The organism is Campylobacter sp. IFREMER_LSEM_CL2090 (assembly GCF_025771865.1).
Classification (GTDB): domain Bacteria; phylum Campylobacterota; class Campylobacteria; order Campylobacterales; family Campylobacteraceae; genus Campylobacter_D; species Campylobacter_D lari_D.
Window position 1 is genome coordinate 55,840 of the sequence record NZ_JAKMRA010000004.1, and the last position, 20,091, is coordinate 75,930.

A 20,091-nucleotide genomic window follows, 5' to 3' on the forward strand; every position below is an offset into this window, starting at 1 on the left:
AAATGGATATTTTTGATGAAATGTTTGCAAAAAGCCCTAAAGAAAAATTTATCGAAACAATAAAATATGCAAATTTAGGTGCATTAGAAAATGTTTTAGAAAAATTATTAGCCGATCATATCGCTATGATAGAGCTTTTAGAAAAAAATAATTTAAATGAAAATGATGTAGCGCAATTTCAAATGGAAAATTCACTCTTAATAGATGAGAGAAAAAATGATTTTTATATAGGCTTAAGTGCTGAAATTTTAGGGCATGAGGGTTGATTTTGCGTTTATTTTTGTCTTTATTTTTGATGTTTAATTTTTTAAAAGCTGAAGTATTTTTTGATTATACTTATAAATTTACCTTAAGTAAAGATGAAAAAGCAAGTGTAAAAATAAAAGAAATTGATTATCCTGATGAGATTTATTATTTTGACTTTTCATGGACTTTATTTGATCAAACTAATATCATCGTTCATTCAAGGTATAAAAAATACCCTAGGCAATTTGTGATGTCTTTAAGAAGAAATTTAAATTGGGTAGATCAAACTTTAGTGCCTGATTATAAAAATCCACACATAGATAGAGCAAGATTAATACTTGAATTTAGTGATTTTAAAAAAGGTGAGGCTATTTTCACTATCTACATAGAAGATAGAGATAAAAGATTAGAAGTGGAATTTTTAGATCCTAGAAAAGTCACTCTTAATCAAAACTAAAGTAAAATTTAATAAAATATAATTATAAGAAAATTAAGGAAAGCATGGTGCAAAAGATAGATCAATATATGCATGAATTTTTATCTGAATTAAATTACAAGCCTATTTTAACAATGAGTTCAAAACTTCAAGGCGGTAAAAAATTACGCTCAAAATTACTTTTAAAAATAGCTAGCGAAAACGATATTAGTTATAAAATTTGTGCCATTATAGAATTAATCCATGCTGCAAGCTTATTGCATGATGATGTGATTGATGAAGCAAAATTAAGAAGAGGTGTAAAATCTATCAATGAACAATTTGGAGCCAAAAATGCTATCATGCTTGGAGATATTTTATACTCAAAAGCCTTCTATGAACTTTCTTTAATAGATTTAAAATTAGCAAAAATCATCTCCAATGCTGTTGTAAAGCTTTCCATTGGTGAATTAATGGATGTAAATTTAAGCGAAACTTTCAATACCGATAAAAACGCTTATTTACAAATGATATATAACAAAACAGCTGTTTTAATCGAAGCTAGTGCAAGATGTGGGGCTATACTTGCTAATTTAAATGAAGATGATTTTGCAGAATATGGTAAAAACTTGGGCTTGGCTTTTCAAATTGTAGATGATATTTTAGATATCAAAGGCGATGAACAAACCTTAGGCAAACCCGCCATGAATGATTTTAAAGAAGGTAAAACCACCCTTGCTTATATGTATTTATATGAAAAATTAAATCCACAAGATCAAGAAATACTTAAGTCTTATTACAAGAAAGATTTAAATATAGATGAACTTACTTGGATTAAAAATAAAATGCAAGAGCATGAAATTTTTAATCAAATTGGTCAAGAATTAAACACCTATGCAAATAATGCCTTAAAAGCCATAGAAAAATACAATATAAAAGATTTAGAAGATATTATTAAAAGTATGATAGAAAGGGAATTTTAATGCATTATTATTGTATCAGTTTTACGCACAAAAATACAGATATTGCTACTAGAGAAAAACTTTCCTTTTCCAATGAAGATAAAAAAAGAGAACTATTAAGATTAATCCATACTAATAATAAAATTCTAGAAAGTTTAGTGCTTAGCACTTGCAATAGAGTTGAAATTTTTCTTTTTATCGGAGAAATTGAAAGTATCAATGAACATATTTTAAAAACACTTAGTTTACTTTGTGGGGTTGATAAAGAAAATTTAAGCACAAAAGCTGATTTTTATGAAGATAGTGGGGCTATCCATCATTTATTTTCTGTGGCAAGCTCACTTGATAGTTTAGTTATTGGAGAAACACAAATTGCTGGACAATTAAAAGATGCTTATAAATTTGCTCTACAAGAACAAAGATGTGGTGTGCATTTAACTAGAGCAGTCCATTATGCTTTTAAATGTGCAGCAAATATTAGAAATCAAACTGAAATTTCCAAAAATCCTATTTCAGTTGCTTCAGTAGCGGTAGCAAAAGCTAAAGAGCTTATAAATTTAGAAAATAAAACTGCAGTTGTAGTAGGTGCAGGGGAAATGAGCGAGTTAGCCTGTAAACATTTATTAAATGCTAAAGCTAAAGTATTGATATTAAATAGAGATATACAAAATGCCCAAAAGCTTTGTGAGGATTTGGGTGAAAATGCAAGTTGTGAAAGTATCGCAAATTTAAAAGAAGCATTAAATAAATATGAGATATTTTTTAGCGCCACAAATGCTCCACATGCTATCATAACTAATGACATATTAGAAGAAAAAGATTATAAAAGATATTTTTTTGATATAGCAGTGCCTAGGGATATTGATGTAAAAGCAAATGAAAAAAATATAGTTTATGCTGTTGATGATTTAGAAGAAGTTGTAAGAAAAAATTTAACACTAAGAGAACATCAAGCCCAGATTGCTTATTCTATAGTAGGCACTATGACAAATGAGTTTTTCCAACATCTAAGCAAACTAGCAACCTTACCTTTGGTTAAGCAATTACGCTTGCAAGCTGATGAAATCGCTAAAGAACAATTACAAAAGGCCATAGATAAAGGATATTTAAAACACTCAAATCATGAAGAAGCAAGAAAGCTTATAAGACAGGTGATGAATGCATTTTTACATCATCCTAGTGTAAATTTAAAAAAACTAAGTGGAACTATGCAAAATGACTCTGTTGTAAATGCCATGCGTTATGTGTTTGATTTAAAAAATGAAAGCATGGAAGGTTTAAACTTCTATAAATGTGAATTTAATTTGGAGAATAATCATGAAATTTAGTAAATTTTATGCCATAAGCACAAAAGAAAATCCAAAAGATGCTACCCTGCCAAGTCATATATTTTTAGTTAAGGGTGCTTTTGTAGAACAAATTGGAAGTGGTTTGTATAATTTTTTACCTTTAGGAAAAAGAGTTTTAGATAAGATTAAAAATATCATCAAAGAAGAAATGGATAAAGCAGGGGCTTTAGAAGTAAATTTAAGTTTTAATACCCCAGCTGAACTTTGGAAAGAAAGTGGGAGATTTAATGTTTTTGGTAAAGAGCTTTTACGCTTTAAAGATAGAAAAGAAAATGATTTTGTCTTAGGACCAACCCATGAAGAAGCCATAGTAGCTTTGGTTAGAAATAAAGTAAATTCTTACAAACAACTTCCTTTGCATTTATATCAAATAGGACTTAAATTTAGAGATGAGGCTAGACCTAGATTTGGACTTTTAAGATGTAGAGAATTTTTAATGAAAGATGGTTATAGTTTTCATAGCAGTGAAGCTGATTTAGACAAAGAATTTAATCTTATGCATGAAACTTATAGTAAAATTCTTACAAGATTAGGGCTTGAATTTAGAGCTGTTGAAGCTGATAGTGGGGCTATTGGTGGAAGCGGTTCAAAAGAATTTATGGTTTTGGCTAAAAATGGCGAAGATGATATATTATTATGCGAGCATTGTGATTATGCTGCAAATATTGAAGCAGCAAAAAGAGCTAAAAAAAGTTGTGAAGATGAAAGGCCAGAAGCTGATTTTGCTACACAATTTCACACTCCAAATGTAAAAACTATAGAAGAATTAGCAGAATTTTTTAAAATTAATCCTTACTATACTGTTAAAGCTATTGCTAAAAAAGCTATTTATGAAAATGAAGAAAAAATTGTAGTATTTTTTATACGCGGCGATGATGAACTGCAAGAAGTTAAAGCACTAAATGCAGCAAATGCATTAGAATTAGTTGATGTAAGTGAAGAAGAATTAGAAAAAGCAGGTTTGGTACCAGGATTTATCGGCTTTGTAGGATTAAATGGAGTTGATTTTTATATTGATCGTGAGCTTGAAAATGAAACAAATATGATTATTGGAGCAAATAAAAAAGATTATCATTTAGTCGGAATCAATGTTGTAAATTTAAATAAAGAACGCTTTAAAGATCTTGCAGCAGTTAAAGAGCATGATCTTTGTCCAAAATGTCAGCACAAGCTTAAGCAAAGCAAAGGTATTGAAGTAGGGCATATTTTTAAACTTGGAAATAAATACTCAAAAGCAATGAATGCAAGCTATTTAGATGAAAATGGTAAAGCTCAATTTTTCACTATGGGTTGTTATGGTATGGGAGTGAGCCGTTTAGTAGCTGTCGCCATAGAAGCAAGCCATGATGAAAAAGGTTGTATTTGGAATAAAACTCTAGCTCCTTTTGTTTTAGATATTATCGTTTCTAATATAAAAGATACAAAAGCTATGGAATTTGCCGAGCAAATTTATACTCATTTTAAAGATAAAGAAATTTTGTTTGATGATAGAAATGAGCGTTTTGGTGTAAAGATTAATGATTTTGAATTAATGGGCTTTCCTTATGCTTTAGTTATAGGTAAAGGCTTAGAAAGCGATGAAGTAGAGTTAATCCATAGAAATACCTTAGAAAAACAAGTTTTAAAAACCCAAGAAGTAATTTCACACTTAGAGAAAATTTTATGATAGCAAAAACAAATTTAAGTGCTTTTTTGATTTTAGAATTGATTGCTAGTATTTTATTTATAGTCTTTTTTGGTTTTTTAAATTTTTTTATGATAGTTTTTGCAAGTATGTTTTTAGGAGCAATGTTTTTAGCAAAGACTTGGACAAATCTCATCACTATGCAAAATGCCAATACTAATTTATTTGGTATGATTAAATTATTTTCCTTAACTATAGTTGGAATTTTACTTTTAATACCAGGAATTTTAAGCACATTTTTGGGAATTTTACTCTTATTTTTTATGACGATATTAAAATTATTTACAAAACAAAAAAGAAAATATCATCAAACAAACAACGAAGAAGAAATCATAGATGTAGAAATCATACAGGAGCATAAAAAATGCAATTAATCATCGCAACAAGAAAAAGCCAACTTGCATTATGGCAAAGTGAGTATATAAAAAATAAATTATTACAAACACATTCTGATTTAGAAATTTTTTTAGAGGGTTTTAAAACCAAAGGTGATGTTTTACTTGATTCTCCTTTAGCTAAAATAGGTGGAAAAGGACTTTTTACAAAAGAACTTGAAGAAAGTATGTTAAGAGGTGATTCACACTTAGCTGTGCATAGCTTAAAAGATGTGCCAAGCTTCTTTCCTGATGGCTTAGTTTTAGCTGCTATTTCAAAAAGAGAAGTGGTAAATGATGCTTTTTTAAGTGAGTATTATGAAAGCTTAAATGCTCTTCCAAAAGGTGCAAAAGTAGGCACTACAAGTCTTAGAAGAAGAATGCAGCTTTTAGCGTTAAGACCTGATTTAAATATCATTTCTCTAAGAGGTAATATCAACTCACGCTTAGAAAAACTTAAAGCTAAGGAATTTGACGCTATTATTTTAGCTCTAGCTGGCATTAAACGCTTGGGTTTAGATAAAGAAATAAAATACATTAGGGCTTTTGAACTTGATGAGATGATACCTGCAGCTTCTCAAGGAGCTTTAGGTATAGAAAGCATTGATGATAAACAAATTTTAAAATACCTTGAATGCTTAAATGATAAAAATGCCTTTGTAGAAACTCATATAGAAAGAGATTTTATAAAAACCCTAGAAGGTGGTTGTCAAGTACCTATAGGAATTAATGCAAAAATCATTGATGAAAAAATAGAAATTCGCGCCATAGTGGGCTTACCCGATGCAAGTAAAATTTTAAAAGAAAAAAGAGTAATTGATAAGCAAAATTACTCAAATGCAGGCGAGCTTTTAGCCAAAGAAATGATAGCAAAAGGTGCAAAAGAAATTTTAAAAGAAGCAGAGAGTATGATATAAATGCAAAAATTCGTAGAGCTTTTAGAAAAAAATAATTTATTAAAAACCATCCATGAGCCAGTAGATGTAGAACTTGAAATGGCACATTTAGCTTATATAGAAGTTAAAAAAGAAGACTCTAAAGCCTTGCTTTTTACTAATGCAGTAAAAAATGGCAAAAAATACGATTATCCTGTATTATTAAATACTTTTTGCAGCAAAAAAGCTTTAAATTTAGCATTTGGAAAAGATTATGAAGATGTAGCTAAAGAAATTAGCTCTTTACTTAAAATGCACATACCGCAAAGCTTTGGTGCGAAATTAAATTTTTTCAAAACCTTGCTTGATTTAAAAAATATCCCACCAAAACGCATCAAAAAAGATGGAGAATTTAACTACAAAAGCTTAAATTCTTTATATGAAATACCTATTTTAAAAACTTGGGAAAAAGACGCTGCACCTTTTATCACTATGGGGCAAGTTTATACTCAAAGCATAGATGGAAAACAAAATAATCTTGGAATGTATCGCTTGCAAGTAGTTGATGAAAAAACCTTGCTTATGCATTGGCAAATTCACAAAGACGCGAGCCACTTTTTCCATGAGTATAAAAAAGCAAATCAAAAAATGCCAGTAAGTATAGCCATAGGTGGAGATCCTTTATATATTTGGTGTGCTCAAGCGCCTTTACCAAAAGGTATTTTTGAACTTTTACTTTATGGTTTTATCAAGAAAAAACCTGCCATTTTGGCAAAATGCAAAAGCAATCATCTTTATGTGCCTTATGATAGTGATTTTGTAATTGAGGGCTTTGTAGATCCAAATGAATTTGCACCCGAGGGACCTTTTGGAGATCATACGGGTTTTTATACCCCTGTTGAGCTTTGTCCTGTTTTAAAAGTAGAAAAAATCTTTGCTAAAAAAAATGCGATTTATCAAGCTACTGTTGTAGGAAAACCACCTTTAGAAGATAAATACATGGGGCTTGGTACAGAAAGAGTTTTTCTACCTTTACTTCAAACTAACGCACCTGATTTGATAGATTATAACATGCCTGAAAATGGAGTTTTTCATAATTTAATCTTAGCCAAAATAGAAGCAAAATATCCAGCTCATGCAAAACAAGTAATGCATACTTTTTGGGGGGTAGGGCAAATGAGTTTTGTAAAACATGCTATTTTTGTCGATGAAAATGCACCTTGCTTGCAAGATTATGACAAGCTCATACCTTATATACTTAATCGCTTTGATGAAGAAAAATTACTTATTAGTGAAGGAATTTGTGATCAACTCGATCATGCTTCAAGCACTTATTGTTACGGTGGTAAAGCAGGACTTGATGCGTGTGGCGGTGAGAAAAAAGTTGAACTTGAAATTCTAAGTGATGAAGCTTTGTTTTCACTTTTTAAAGAAAAAGATCAAAATATTTTAAAATTAAAACAATTTTACACCCAAACCTTTGCTCCAATTTGTGTGATCTTAATTGATAAAAAAGAAAAAATTGCTCAAATTTTTGAAAAACTACAAATTTATAAAAAACATTTTAGAATTTTAGTTTTTTTAGATTCAGATGCTATTTTAGAAAATCCTTATATGTTAATTTGGCGTGTGGTAAATAATATCGATGCAAAAAGAGATATATTTATCAAAAAAGATTGTGTTGCAATTGATGCGACAAATAAAGGATCATTAGAAGATTATCATAAAGAATGGCCTTTAATGACAAATTGCTCTAAAGAAGTTATAGACAGACTTATTGCAAAAAAATTACTTGTAAATGATGAAAAATTCTTCAAAAAGTTTGAAATTTTTTAATTTTAAACTTTTTGAGAACACTTTTTGCTTATTAAATATATATATTTTTAATTTAAATATTAAGTTTTTTAAAATTGTGTCGATAGTGTGTTTTAGAGTCTTTTAAAAAGGAGTTTAAAATGGACATTAGCAATATTCAAAGGGATACAAATATAACTCATTTTAACACAAAAAGTGTTGAAAAGCCATCTCAAGAGAATAAGCAACAGGTTGATTTAAATGATCAAGATGAGAATTTAAATGAAAAATTAAAAAACGCAACAGAAAAACTTAATAGACAAATGGAAACATTGGAAACAAATGTGCGTTTTGCGTATAATGATAAAATAAACGAAATGTATGTAAATGTCACCGAAAAAGACACAGGTAGGTTAATACGCAAAATTCCTAGTGAAGAAGTTATGAAATTAATAGAACATTTTAAAGGTGTTATTGGCACCATTTTTGATAAGGAGAGTTAATCATGGCAGTAGGTAGTTTAGGAAGCTTAGGTATAGGTTCAGGAGTTTTAACAAGCGATACACTTAATAAGCTTAAAGAAGCAGAAATGAATGCTCACTTAAAGCTTTATAACACGCAACTTGAAACTAACACTTCAAGACAAAAAGACTTAGCAGAGCTTGAAGCTAAACTACTTGCTTTTCAAACTGCTGTAAATAGTCTTGGCGATACTTCTCAATTTAACAAAAAGAAAGTTTCTCCTAGTGTAAGTGGCGATAGCGCTGCTGCTAGCTTGGTTGTAGGCTCTTTATCTAATCTTTCAAATATGAAAGTCATAGTCGATCAACTTGCTCAAAAAGATGTTTATCAAAGCAATGGTTTTAAAGACAAAACCTCTACCGTCATGGGCAGTTTAGGTATAGAAGGTGATTCTAACGGCAAAGCTTCTTTTACTATTACCCAAGATGGAAAAGACTATAAAATAGAAATTGACAAAAGTACAACCGTAGCTCAACTTGCTGAAAAAATCAATTCCGCCACAGGTGGTAAAATAGAAGCTAAGCTAGTAAATACCGGAGATAGAGACAATCCTTATCGTTTAGTAGTGCAAAGCACTGAAACAGGAACTAAAAATAATATTTCTTTTTCAGGTAATGATGATTTATTAAAAGCTATGGGTTGGGAGCTTGATAAAAATAGCATTAGTGCGGGTGGTTTGTATGGTTTTAGACCAACAGGCACTGAAAATAAAGATAAAGATAAAATAAGTGGAAAATTTAGTGGAAATCTTGATGAAAAACTGCTTGGTGCAGGAGAAAGCACTTCTTTTACTTTTGTTATAAAAAATGGTGAAAGATATGATAGATTTACTATTGATATAGACGAGAATACTACTTATAAGAGCTTAGCAGAAGATCTAAAAAAACAAACTAATGGAAAAGTGGAATTAAGCTTTGGGGAAGATGGAAAATCTTTTACTTTTAGAGCTACCAATGGTGGTGAATTAAGTCTTTTTGATGGTGGTTATGCAACTGATGCTGATGGCAATATAGATCAAGCAAATTATGCTAGAGATGATAAAGCTACTTCACTATTAAGTAGTAAATTTGGCATTACCTTAGATACAAGCACACCACAGGGCTACAATGTAGCTTCAAACAATGAAAATCATATCCAAAAAGGTATGGATGCTATCTTTAGTGTAGATGGTGTTAAGATGATTAGATCAACTAATACCATTACAGATATAGGACCTGATATTACCCTAGAGCTTAAACAAAAGGGTGAAATTAGTTTCAATGTTACTCAAGATACTGAAGCCATAGCACAATCTTTAGAAAGTTTAGCTACTGCTTATAATGATTTAATGATCAATCTTAATGCAGCGACAAAATACGATCCTGATGCAGGGACAAAAGGAAATTTCGTAGGTGTAAGCTCGATTTATAATATAAAATCACAAATTAACAATATTTTGCTTCAAACTATCACAGTAGATGGAACAATCACAGTTGGAGATAGCGATACTTCAGATGGTGTTAAAGTCTCTTCAAAAGTAAGTTTATCTTTAGCTGATTATGGTTTAACTTTAAATGATGGGGTTTTAACCTTTGACTCTGGAAAATTTAATGCCAAATTTAACGAAGATCCTGAAATGGCTGAGAAATTTTTCGTAGGACACAATGGCTTTGAAGACATTGATCTAACAGGAGATAGAGTAAGTAAGCTTGATAGTGGCGATATAGAATTCAAAGAAGGTAATTTTACCATTACTTATAATGATGAAACTATAGATTTAAGTAAAACTGCCAATGGAGATCCTTTTAAACTAACTGGTGCGGATGATATAGAAAAAGCTAAAAATTTAGTTGATCATATAAATAGTTTTGGTTTAGAAGGTTTAGAAGCTAGTTTTGAAATCATTAATCAAGGTAACGAGAATCAGCAAATTCAATTTAGAATCAAAGGAACATCAGGAAGTAACCTAGAAATTCAAGGTGATAAAGAATTTTTGAAAAAATTTGGCTTAAGTCCAAAAACTATATATTCAGTTTATAAAGAAGAAACTGGAACCTTTGGGGTATTAAAAAACACTATGGGTGAGATGATGAGCTCTGATGGTTCTTTTGGTGGTTATAAAGACTCTTTAACTAAAGAATCAAAAAATCTAAACGAAACTATAGAAAATACTAAAAAATCCATAGAAAGCAGATATGACACAATGTGGTCAAGATGGGCAGCATATGATGGTATAATTGCAAAATTAAATAACCAAGCAAGTGTTATTACAAATATGATTAATGCAGCAAATAATCAAAATTCTTAAAAAATAGAGAGGATTTAAATGCTAAATAGTGCAGTATATAATGCGTATTCACAAAATCAAACTGGTGTAGAATCCCAAGAAAAACTTATAGAGATGTTATATAGCGGGATTTTACGCTTTGCAAGTAGGATAAAAATAGCTATTCAAAATGGAAATATAGAAGAAAGAGTGTATTATGTAAAAAGAGCTAGTGCTATTTTTATAGAATTGTTAAATTGCCTTGATTATGAAAAAGGCGGAGAAATAGCACACTACTTAAGTGGCCTATACACTAGAGAATTACAACTTCTTTCTTTGGCAAATATAGAAAATAGTGAAGCAAGAGTAGATGAAGTTATCAATGTAGTCAAAGGCTTGTTAGAGGCTTGGAGAGAAGTTCATCAAAAATGAGTGAAAAAAAATGGATAGATGAGTTTAAACTAGCTGTATATACTGAAGATGTGGAAAAAATAGTTAAACTCATAGAAAAACCTGACTTTAAAGATTGTCCCAATGAGACTTTAGCTCTTACTAATGAGGCAATAGCTTTTATGAAAAAAAAGCAAGATGAAGTAGCAAAAAATTTACAAAAACTCAAAAAAGCATCTGCTTATATGAAATAAAACATGGCGATAAGCCGAGTTCTGTCAAGAGCGATCATTTATCTAGACTTGTTTTTGCAAACAAGTTCAAGCGAAGGGTTATATTATAAGACTAAAACCACCCCTTCTTGCTGCGGATTGGGTTTACATAGCTAGCTTTGTTACCAAAGCTACTGGTAGGCTCTTACTCTACCGTTTCACCTTTTCCATATAATATGGTAGTTTTCTTTCTGTTGCACTTTCCCTTAGGTTACCCTAGCCATCCATTAGATGGAATCCTTGTCTTATTGCAGCTCGGACTTTCCTCTTCAAAAGAAGCGATCGCTTGCCATGTTTAGATAAATTTTATCAAAAAAATCATTTTTATACTAGAGTAAAAATAAGATTTAATGTAATTTTTAATTCATTTTCATATTTTACAAGCTCTAAATTTTTGACTTTTATATAAGGATCTAGTTCTTGCAAAAATTGCATTAAAAAATAAAAATCACCATTAAAACTCAATCTTAAATCATAATAAGTAAAATACTGATCTTGACTTTCATGACTTTGGATTTGTAAAAACCTTACTTTAGTGAGATTTTTTTCTATATTTTTTAAAACACTTTGATAATCTTTACTTTCTTCTAAGGATATTTCATTATCAAAAGATTGCAATTTTTCATCTTTAAAATCAGAAATCAATTCTTGTTTTTGCTCATATTTTGCTTGTAAAATAAATAACTCATCTTTTGATAATTTCATTTGTTTTTCGAAATACTCAAAAATACTCATATAGATTATAAAAAAACCAAATACAAAAGCCATTATCAAAGTCAATATAAATTCGCGTTTAGATAATCTCGTAAAGATATTTTCTAAATTTTCTAAAGATTTTTCAAAAACAAGAGTAATTTTTTCATCGTTAATCTCTTTACTTTTTAACACGAAATGATATTTTTTAAAATCATCATAAAAATCATAATCTTTATTAAGCTTTATGATAAAATCATTATTTTTTATATATAAAGCTTCTATATAACTTTGATGAGAATTTAAGACTTTTAAAAAATTATAAAAATCCTTATAGCAGAGCGTATTTGCATAAAATTTTTGTAACAAATCAATTTTTTGTTCATTTTTTTCTTGTAATTTTTCAACTTCTTGATTTTGTTTTTGATTTATTTTTGCTTGCTCTAAGATATCATCTTGATTTTTGATTAAATTTTCATATTTTATTTTTTCTTTTTCATAAAATGATTTTTGCGTATATAAATACAAAGGATAAACTAAGGCTAGTAAAATCCCGCATGTAAAAGCTAATAAAATTTTAAAACTAAAAGATTTTAAATGATTTATTTTTGCTTTATTGGCAAAATTAATTTTAACTCGATCACATTTTTTTAATAATTTTTGATAGAAAATATTACTATTAAATTTATCAAAACTGCTAAGATTTTGAGTATCGTCTATACTTATGGTGTTTTTATATGTATTTTTTAATTTTTCATCATATATTTTACTATAAGTATTTAATGGCATAACTTTGCAATTTTGAAATTCACATCCCAAATACTCCACTAAAACTATGTATTTTTTCTTAAATAATAATGCAAGATTTTCACTATTTGTATCATTCCTAAAATACACTTCAAAGAGCAGGGGTTCTGGGATTACATAATCAACATCTAAAATATCTTCATATTTGCACAAAAATACATGAGTAAAAGATTTATCTTGAAAATACTTTAGCTCATATGAAAAATCATCTTTAAGACCAAGTTCCTCAAAGCTCTTTTTTAAGATTTCATCTTCACTAATAGGATTTGTAAGTTTTACATATAAAAGTTTTTCATAAGTAAGAAAATCTTTTTTGATGATTTTTTTACTCATCATAAAGGATTTTTTTGAGATTTTGCTCGTTTTTATGCCAATTTTTTTCTAATTGAACGAACAATTTTAGCATTACCTTTTTTTGTGCTAATTTTTCTATCTTCATCCTAGCTTCTTTACCTATACGCTTAATTGTAGCTCCATCTTTACCTAGTATCATTCCTTTATGAGAATTACTATCTGTAATGATGATGGCGTTAATATAATAAATTTGCTCTAGCTCTTTGATTTTTTCTATTTTTACTTCAGTGCTATAAGGAATTTCATCACTTAAATTTTCATATATGGCTTCTAAAATAAAATCTCTATAGATATCCTTTTCATTTGTGGTAGTAATAAACTCAGGATCAAAATAATACGGATGTTCAGGCAAATACTTAATCATCTCATCTAAGAGAATTTTTTTATAAAATTTTTGCTTAGCAGAATAGGGGATAATGGCGCTAAAATGTGAGTTAAACTGAGAATACTCGCTTAATTTTTTAAGTAAGACTTCTTTTTTTACCAAATCAACCTTATTGATTAATACAATATGCGGCACTTTAGGATTTAAACTTAAAAAATTTTCATAATCTTTAATATCATCATAAATACTAGCCACAAATAAAATCACATCACAATCTGCAATGCTTTTAATCGCCAAATCAATCATAAGCTGATTCATAGCTTTAGAGCTTGCATGCAAGCCTGGTGTATCTATAAAAATAAGCTGATGATTCTCATGCATTATAATTGCATTAATCTTTCTTCTTGTGGCATTTTGCTTATGAGAAACCATAGCCACTTTTTCTTCTAATAAAGAATTAAGGATAGAACTTTTTCCTGCATTAGTTCTACCTACTATGCTTATAAAGCCACTTTTCACAAGATATACCTAGCTAAATCTTTATTTTCTATGATATCTCCAAGTTTAACTTGCACTTTAAAATCATCTATTTTATAAACTTTTCCAGCATATTCATCTGCTTCAAAACTAATATCTTCCAAAAGTTTTTCTACCACCGTGTGTAAGCGTCTTGCGCCAATATCTTGCATTTCTTCATTAGCCTTGCTTGCTATTTTTGCTATTTCTCTAATAGCCTCATCTTCAAAAACAAGCTCTACATTTTCAGTTTTTAAAAGCTCAATGTATTGTGTTAGTAATGAATTTTTAGGTCTTGTTAAAATAGCATATAAAGCATCCTCATCTAGCGAATCAAGCTCAACTCTTAAAGGAAAACGCCCTTGAAGTTCAGGGATTAAATCACTTGGCTTGCTTAAATGAAAAGCACCTGCTGCGATAAATAAAATATGATCAGTTTTTAAAGGTCCAAATTTAGTTTGTATAGTACTACCTTCAACTATAGGAAGCAAATCCCTTTGCACCCCTTCTTTGCTTGGATCTTGGCGGTTTGAATTTGAGCTTGAAACTGCTACTTTATCTATCTCATCGATAAAAATAATCCCTTCATTTTCAGCTCTTCTTAAAGCCTCGCCTTTAATGCTTTCCATATCAAGAATTTTTTCACTTGCTTCTTGAGCTAAAGCTATTCTTGCATCTTTTACTTTCATTTCTTTTTTAACTTTTTTATTACCCACGCCAATAACTTTTACTATATCTTGCATAGCACCCATTTCAGGTGGTAAATTTGGATTAGTATCAAACACGCTTTGTGAAATTTCAACTTCTATTGTGCTATCATCTAAATCACCAGCTTTTAATTTCACGCGCATTTTTTCTAAAGAATTTTGATACTCTTCTTGTTTTTCTTCACTAACACCCTTTGGTAAAGGTGGTAAAAGTTTTTCTAAAATTTTATTTTCTATAAATTCATTAATTTTGTCTTTATTTTTTTCTTTTTCTTCGTTTTTTACTAAATTTAAAGCAGCATTAGCTAAATCTCTAACCATGCTTTCTACATCACGCCCAACAAAACCAACTTCAGTATATTTACTTGCTTCAACTTTTACAAAAGGAAGTCCCATCATCTTAGCAAGGCGTCTTGCAATCTCTGTTTTACCAACCCCAGTTGATCCTATCATTAAAATATTTTTTGGCATGATATCATCTTGAAGTTCAGGGCTAAGCTGCATTCTTCTATAACGATTTCTTAAAGCAATTGCTATAATTTTTTTGGCGTTTTTTTGTCCAATTACATAATCATCTAAAAATTTCACAATCTCTTTTGGAGTTAAATTCATTTATCATCCTCAATTACATAAGTTTTAATATTTGTATTTGTATAAATGCAAATTTCACCAGCTATTTGCAAGCTTTCTTTGACTAATTCCTCTTCATCTAAATTTGAATGTTTGGCTAAAGCTCTTGCAGCAGAAAGTGCATAGTTACCCCCACTACCAATAGCAGCTATAGCACCATCTTCAGGCTCAACTACATCTCCAGTTCCTGAAAGTAAAAATATATGATCTCTATCTAATACCAACATCATTGCTTCAAGTTTTCTTAGGTATTTATCCTTACGCCATTCTTTTGAAAAATCTATTGCAGCTTTTAACAAATCACCCTTAGAACTAGAAAGTAGTTTTTCAAACATGTCAAAAAGATTAAAAGCATCAGCGGTGCTTCCTGCAAAACCTGCTAATACTTTTCCATTGTTTAATTTTCTAATTTTAACTGCATTGTTTTTTAAAACAGTGTTTCCAAAACTTACTTGTCCATCTCCACCAATTACAGACTTATTTTTACCTTTATAAGCTAAAATTGTAGTTGCGTGAAACATTATTCTCCTTTAACTTCTAGCTTAAATACAGCATGAATTGCATGGCCTAATTTTGCTGAAATTTCATGCACACCAAGCTCTTTTATGGTATCACATTCTAAGCTTTTTTTATCAAGCTCTATACCTTTTTGATCTTTTAATGCATGTGCGATTTCATCTTTAGTAACCCCACCAAACAAGCTTCCATTAGCTCCCACAGGCTTAGCTATACAAATAGTGATTTTAGATAATTCCTCTTTTAATTTTTCCAAATTTGCAAGTTCAAATCTTAAATTTTCAGCCTTTTTCTTTTGCTCTGCTTCATATTGTTTTAAAACTTCATGTGTAGCAGCTTTGGCAAAACCTTTGGCAATTAAAAAATTTTGTCCATATCCATCTTTTACTTCTTTAACTTCTCCTGCTTTTCCTAAGCTTTTTACATCTTTAATTAATAATACTTTCATTGTTTTCCTTTTTTAAAATTTTCTTCCATTTTTACCTGCGATGATAAATCTCAAAGCATTTAATCTTATAAAGCCTGCTGCATCTTTTTGATCATACACAGCATCTTCTTCAAAAGTACAATAAGCCTCACTAAATAAGCTATCATTTGCGCTTTCTCTGCCTATTACCATTACATTGCCTTTATATAATTCAAGTTTAACTTTGCCATTTATATATTTTTGCGACTCATCAATTAAAGCTTGAAGCATTAATCTTTCAGGCGAGAACCAATAGCCATTATAAATTAAACTTGCATATTTTGGCATTAATTCATCTTTTAAATGTGCTGCTTCTCTATCAAGAGTGATACTTTCTATAGCACGGTGTGCCTTTAAAAGTATGCTTCCACCCGGAGTTTCATAACAACCTCTACTTTTCATACCCACATAGCGATTTTCAACAATATCAAGACGACCTATACCATGTTTTGCACCAAGCCCATTAAGTTTTGCTAAAAGCTGCGCAGGAGACATTTTTTCTCCATTAATAGCACATAAATCGCCTTTACTAAACTCAAGATCTATCACTTCGCTTTCATTTGGAGTTTCTTTTAAATCTTTCACCCAACGCCACATATCCGCTTCAGGTTTAGCAGCAGGATCTTCAAGTACTAAACCCTCATAAGAAATATGCAATAAATTTGCATCCATAGAATAAGGTGACTTACCTGGCTTTTTAGCTATATCAATACCATGTTTTTGTGCATAAGCTAAAAGTTTTTCACGGCTATTTAAATCCCATTCTCTCCAAGGAGCAATAATGGCTAAATTTGGATTTAGCGCCAAAGCACCTAATTCAAAACGCACTTGATCATTTCCTTTACCTGTTGCTCCATGACTAATAGCATCTGCATTAGTTTTATTTGCTATTTCTACTAAAGCTTTTGCTATCAAAGGTCTTGCTATACTTGTACCTAGTAAATATTCTCCTTCATAAATAGCATTTGCTCTAAACATAGGAAACACATAATCTTTTACAAATTCATCTTTTAAATCTTGAATAAAAATATTTTCTTCTTTTACACCCAAAGAAAGCGCTTTTTTTCTAGCAGGTTCAAGCTCTTCGCCTTGTCCAATATCTGCTGTGAAAGTTACTACTTCACATTTATACTCATCTTGTAGCCATTTTAAAATTATACTTGTATCAAGTCCGCCAGAATATGCTAAAACTACTTTTTTAATATCTTTTTTCATTGTCTTTCCTCTTTGTAAAAAAATGATTGTAAAATTTAACGAATTTAGCTTAATATAATGTAAAATATTTAGACATTTTATAACATTTTCTTGTATTTTTTGATAAAATATTTTTATGAGAATAGATAAATTTTTAAATGTAGTTAATATTACTAAGCGTCGTGCTATTTCAGAAGATATGTGTAAAAGTGGTGTAGTAAGTATAAACAATCAAGTAGTTAAAGCTAGTAAAGAAGTAAAAATTGGCGATGAAATAAGCATTAAATTTATAGAATATACCAATACCTATAAAGTCTTAGATATACCAACAACCAAAAGCATACCAAAAGCTATGCAAGAAAAATATGTGGTAAAAATCCAATGAAAGAAATGATTTTAAGCCAAAATGAGCTTTATAAGCTTTGTGAAATTTTACCTAAAAATGGAGTTATTTTACTTCAAGGGGATTTAGCAAGCGGTAAAACTACTTTAGTACAAAATTATGCTCAATTTCTTGGAGTAGAAAAAACGCTTAATTCTCCTACATTTTCTATCATGCAAGAGTATGATTTTCAACAAGGTAAAATGTATCATTATGATATTTATCAAGAAGGTTTTGATGGACTTTTAAAAAATGGCTTGATTGAAAATTTTTTTGAAGAGGATTTGCATTTGGTAGAGTGGGGTGATGAAAAATTAAAAAAATATTTAGATAAATATCAAATTTTTAATATAATTTTACAAATCATTCCTTATGAAAATAAAAGAAAGTATATAATACATGAGTAAGCTAGAAGCTAGAAATTTAGAAAAAATCATTAAAAAAACAAAAATCATACACGATGTTTCGCTAGAAGTGCAAAGTGGAGAAGTTGTAGGACTTTTAGGGCCTAATGGAGCAGGAAAAACTACGAGTTTTTATATGATATGTGGGCTTATTTTACCAACAAGTGGACAGGTGTTTTTAGACTCACAAGATATCACAAAAGAACCGCTTAATAAAAGAGCAAAGCTTGGCATTGGGTATTTACCTCAAGAAAGTAGTGTTTTTAAAGACTTAAGCGTAGAAGAAAATTTACTTTTAGCCGCCCAAGTAATATATAAGGATAAAAATTTATTAGAACAAAAGATAGAACAAATGCTAGAATTACTTAGCATAGAGCCTATTAGGCACAGAAAAGGTATGAGCTTAAGCGGGGGTGAAAGAAGGCGTTGTGAAATCGCAAGATCACTTATGTGTGATCCTAAATTTTTACTTTTAGATGAACCATTTGCTGGGGTTGATCCTATCGCAGTGAGTGAAATTCAAAGCTTGATTAATGATTTAAAAGCTATGAATATAGGTGTTTTAATCACTGATCATAATGTAAGAGAAACTTTAGCAATTTGCGATAGAGCTTATGTGATTAGAAGTGGAAGGTTGCTAGCTAGTGGTAATGCTAATGAAATTGCGCATAATGAAGATGTTAAAAAATATTATCTTGGAAGTGAGTTTAGACTTGAATAATGCTTAAACAAAAAACCTCTATAACACAAAAAGCAAAACTATCACAAACCTTAAGATCTTGGCTTCCTATATTGCAAGCTAATATTGAAGATCTAAAAGAAAGTTTAGATGAATTTGCTAAAGAAAATCCTTTTATAGAGATCAAAGAAAACTCAAGCATTACAAACAATCAAAACAAGTATTATCAAGAGTATTTTAGTAAAAATACCACTACGCAAATGATTGATGCAAAAAGCTTGGAAGTAAAAAATGTATATGAACTTTTAAGCGAGCAAATCATACCACCATTTTTTCCCACTAAAAAATCCCAAACCATTGCTGAAAAAATCATAGAATGTTTAAATCATGAAGGTTATTTTGAATATGATGAAGAAATTTTAGGTGAATTTGATCCTTTAGAAGTAGAAAAAATCAGACAAAGATTTAAGTATCTTGAGCCTATTGGAGTAGGTGCAAAAGACAATCAAGAAGCTTTTATTTTTGCATTAGAGCATTTTGACTTAGATGATGAGCTTTATGAGTTTTGCAAAATGTTAATTTTAAATTTAGAAAATGCAAAAGATTTTATCAAAGATCCTTTGTATAAAAAGGCTATAGCGATAATTAAAAAAATCTCCATTCCACCTTTTTTGGAGTATTTTGAAGAGAGCATGGAAATCATTCCTGATATATTTATTTATCAAGAAAATGGTGAAATTAAAATTAAAATTAATGATGATTATTATCCTGAAATTGCTTTTGAAGCAGATGGTTTAGATCATGAGTTTTTAAGTGCTTATTTAAAAGATGCAAAAAATTTAATCGATGCACTAGCTATGCGTAAAGCTACCCTTTATAAACTAGGGCTTATGATTATAGAATATCAATATGATTTTTTCATGGGTGGGGATATCAAACCTATGCAGCTTAAAGATTTAGCACAAGATCTTGAAAGAAATGCTTCTACTATTTCAAGGGCAATTGCAAACAAATACTTAAGTTGTGATAGAGGTTTAATACCTTTAAAATCTTTCTTTACCACCGCAGTTGATGATGGCGAAACTTCTAATGCTACAATCAAAGATTTTCTTAGTAATTTAATTAAAAAAGAAAATCCTAAAAAACCTTTGAGTGATTTGAAAATTCTTGAACTCACTCAAAAAGAATTCCCAAGTGTGCAACTAGGGCGTAGGACTATCACTAAATATCGTATGCAACTTGGTATAGGAAGCTCAAGTGAGCGTAAAAAATTATATGAATTGATGTAGG

22 protein-coding genes and 1 other RNA gene are annotated in these 20,091 nt (G+C 29.9%); 16 read left to right on the forward strand and 7 right to left on the reverse strand.

The features are described 5' to 3' along the window. Positions 1-2 precede the first annotated feature (2 nt). The 12 genes from L8V85_RS03225 (at position 3) to L8V85_RS03280 (ending at position 11,110) form a co-directional block, all read left to right on the forward strand. Positions 3-266: a DUF2018 family protein gene (locus L8V85_RS03225; RefSeq protein WP_258107334.1), complete on the forward strand. Its 264-nt coding sequence runs from the start codon at positions 3-5 to the stop codon at positions 264-266. A 29-nt stretch (positions 267-295) separates the two neighbouring features. Next, positions 296-703 (forward strand): exporting protein, encoded by a 408-nt coding sequence (locus L8V85_RS03230; protein WP_133318977.1) that lies wholly within the window; start codon positions 296-298, stop codon positions 701-703. A gap of 47 nt (positions 704-750) precedes the next feature. Then, a complete protein-coding gene (locus L8V85_RS03235) occupies positions 751-1,644 on the forward strand; it encodes a polyprenyl synthetase family protein (protein ID WP_258107335.1) in 894 nt (297 codons plus the stop codon). Further along, positions 1,644-2,951: a glutamyl-tRNA reductase gene (gene hemA / locus L8V85_RS03240; RefSeq protein WP_263670241.1), complete on the forward strand. Its 1,308-nt coding sequence runs from the start codon at positions 1,644-1,646 to the stop codon at positions 2,949-2,951. Before L8V85_RS03235 ends, hemA begins: the two co-directional genes overlap by 1 nt. Further along, positions 2,938-4,638, forward strand: coding sequence for a proline--tRNA ligase (locus tag L8V85_RS03245; protein ID WP_133318978.1), 1,701 nt, complete (start codon positions 2,938-2,940; stop codon positions 4,636-4,638). Before hemA ends, L8V85_RS03245 begins: the two co-directional genes overlap by 14 nt. Beyond that, entirely contained in the window at positions 4,635-5,030 is a 396-nt protein-coding gene (locus L8V85_RS03250) for an FxsA family protein (RefSeq protein WP_263671354.1), read from the forward strand. Before L8V85_RS03245 ends, L8V85_RS03250 begins: the two co-directional genes overlap by 4 nt. After that, positions 5,021-5,947: a hydroxymethylbilane synthase gene (gene hemC / locus L8V85_RS03255; RefSeq protein WP_263671353.1), complete on the forward strand. Its 927-nt coding sequence runs from the start codon at positions 5,021-5,023 to the stop codon at positions 5,945-5,947. Before L8V85_RS03250 ends, hemC begins: the two co-directional genes overlap by 10 nt. Further along, positions 5,948-7,741 carry a menaquinone biosynthesis decarboxylase gene (locus L8V85_RS03260; RefSeq protein WP_263737463.1) on the forward strand — a complete coding sequence of 598 codons (1,794 nt, stop codon included), beginning with the start codon at positions 5,948-5,950 and terminating at the stop codon, positions 7,739-7,741. Positions 7,742-7,860: 119 nt separating this feature from the next. After that, complete coding sequence (locus L8V85_RS03265; RefSeq protein WP_133318891.1) at positions 7,861-8,202, forward strand: FlaG family protein; 342 nt, start codon at positions 7,861-7,863, stop codon at positions 8,200-8,202. A gap of 2 nt (positions 8,203-8,204) precedes the next feature. Then, on the forward strand, positions 8,205-10,508 hold the full coding sequence (fliD, locus tag L8V85_RS03270) for a flagellar filament capping protein FliD (RefSeq protein WP_263737464.1): 2,304 nt from the start codon (positions 8,205-8,207) through the stop codon (positions 10,506-10,508). Between the two features lie 18 nt (positions 10,509-10,526). Beyond that, the gene (fliS, locus tag L8V85_RS03275; protein ID WP_133318893.1) at positions 10,527-10,898 is read left to right on the forward strand and encodes a flagellar export chaperone FliS; all 372 of its coding nucleotides are present in this window, start codon (positions 10,527-10,529) and stop codon (positions 10,896-10,898) included. Continuing rightward, a complete protein-coding gene (locus L8V85_RS03280) occupies positions 10,895-11,110 on the forward strand; it encodes a hypothetical protein (RefSeq protein WP_263737465.1) in 216 nt (71 codons plus the stop codon). Before fliS ends, L8V85_RS03280 begins: the two co-directional genes overlap by 4 nt. Here the strand turns inward: L8V85_RS03280 and rnpB are convergent. From rnpB to L8V85_RS03315, 7 genes are all read right to left on the reverse strand, one after another. Next, positions 11,105-11,426: RNase P RNA component class A (gene rnpB, locus L8V85_RS03285), an RNA gene on the reverse strand. The two genes, L8V85_RS03280 and rnpB, sit on opposite strands and share 6 nt — an antisense overlap. A 26-nt stretch (positions 11,427-11,452) precedes the next feature. After that, positions 11,453-12,964 carry a hypothetical protein gene (locus L8V85_RS03290; RefSeq protein ID WP_263737466.1) on the reverse strand — a complete coding sequence of 504 codons (1,512 nt, stop codon included), beginning with the start codon at positions 12,962-12,964 and terminating at the stop codon, positions 11,453-11,455. Beyond that, positions 12,954-13,826: a GTPase Era gene (era, locus tag L8V85_RS03295; protein ID WP_263662445.1), complete on the reverse strand. Its 873-nt coding sequence runs from the start codon at positions 13,824-13,826 to the stop codon at positions 12,954-12,956. The genes L8V85_RS03290 and era overlap by 11 nt, the downstream gene beginning before the upstream one ends. Next, the gene (gene hslU, locus L8V85_RS03300) at positions 13,823-15,142 is read right to left on the reverse strand and encodes an ATP-dependent protease ATPase subunit HslU (RefSeq protein ID WP_133318898.1); all 1,320 of its coding nucleotides are present in this window, start codon (positions 15,140-15,142) and stop codon (positions 13,823-13,825) included. Before hslU ends, era begins: the two co-directional genes overlap by 4 nt. Beyond that, positions 15,139-15,681: an ATP-dependent protease subunit HslV gene (gene hslV, locus L8V85_RS03305; RefSeq protein WP_133318899.1), complete on the reverse strand. Its 543-nt coding sequence runs from the start codon at positions 15,679-15,681 to the stop codon at positions 15,139-15,141. The genes hslU and hslV overlap by 4 nt, the downstream gene beginning before the upstream one ends. Beyond that, positions 15,681-16,124 carry a 50S ribosomal protein L9 gene (gene rplI, locus L8V85_RS03310; protein WP_039618280.1) on the reverse strand — a complete coding sequence of 148 codons (444 nt, stop codon included), beginning with the start codon at positions 16,122-16,124 and terminating at the stop codon, positions 15,681-15,683. Before rplI ends, hslV begins: the two co-directional genes overlap by 1 nt. A gap of 12 nt (positions 16,125-16,136) precedes the next feature. After that, complete coding sequence (locus L8V85_RS03315; RefSeq protein WP_263737467.1) at positions 16,137-17,357, reverse strand: argininosuccinate synthase; 1,221 nt, start codon at positions 17,355-17,357, stop codon at positions 16,137-16,139. A 115-nt stretch (positions 17,358-17,472) separates the two neighbouring features. On the opposite strand from L8V85_RS03315, the gene L8V85_RS03320 reads away from it, so the two are divergent. From L8V85_RS03320 to L8V85_RS03335, 4 genes are read left to right on the forward strand one after another with little or no spacing between them, the layout of a single operon-like run. Beyond that, positions 17,473-17,721, forward strand: a complete 249-nt coding sequence (locus tag L8V85_RS03320; protein WP_066007995.1) for an RNA-binding S4 domain-containing protein — start codon at positions 17,473-17,475, stop codon at positions 17,719-17,721. After that, the gene (tsaE, locus tag L8V85_RS03325) at positions 17,718-18,125 is read left to right on the forward strand and encodes a tRNA (adenosine(37)-N6)-threonylcarbamoyltransferase complex ATPase subunit type 1 TsaE (protein ID WP_263666543.1); all 408 of its coding nucleotides are present in this window, start codon (positions 17,718-17,720) and stop codon (positions 18,123-18,125) included. The genes L8V85_RS03320 and tsaE overlap by 4 nt, the downstream gene beginning before the upstream one ends. Continuing rightward, entirely contained in the window at positions 18,118-18,843 is a 726-nt protein-coding gene (gene lptB, locus L8V85_RS03330; RefSeq protein ID WP_039618272.1) for an LPS export ABC transporter ATP-binding protein, read from the forward strand. The genes tsaE and lptB overlap by 8 nt, the downstream gene beginning before the upstream one ends. Next, positions 18,843-20,090, forward strand: a complete 1,248-nt coding sequence (locus L8V85_RS03335; protein WP_133318902.1) for an RNA polymerase factor sigma-54 — start codon at positions 18,843-18,845, stop codon at positions 20,088-20,090. The genes lptB and L8V85_RS03335 overlap by 1 nt, the downstream gene beginning before the upstream one ends. Position 20,091 lies beyond the last annotated feature (1 nt).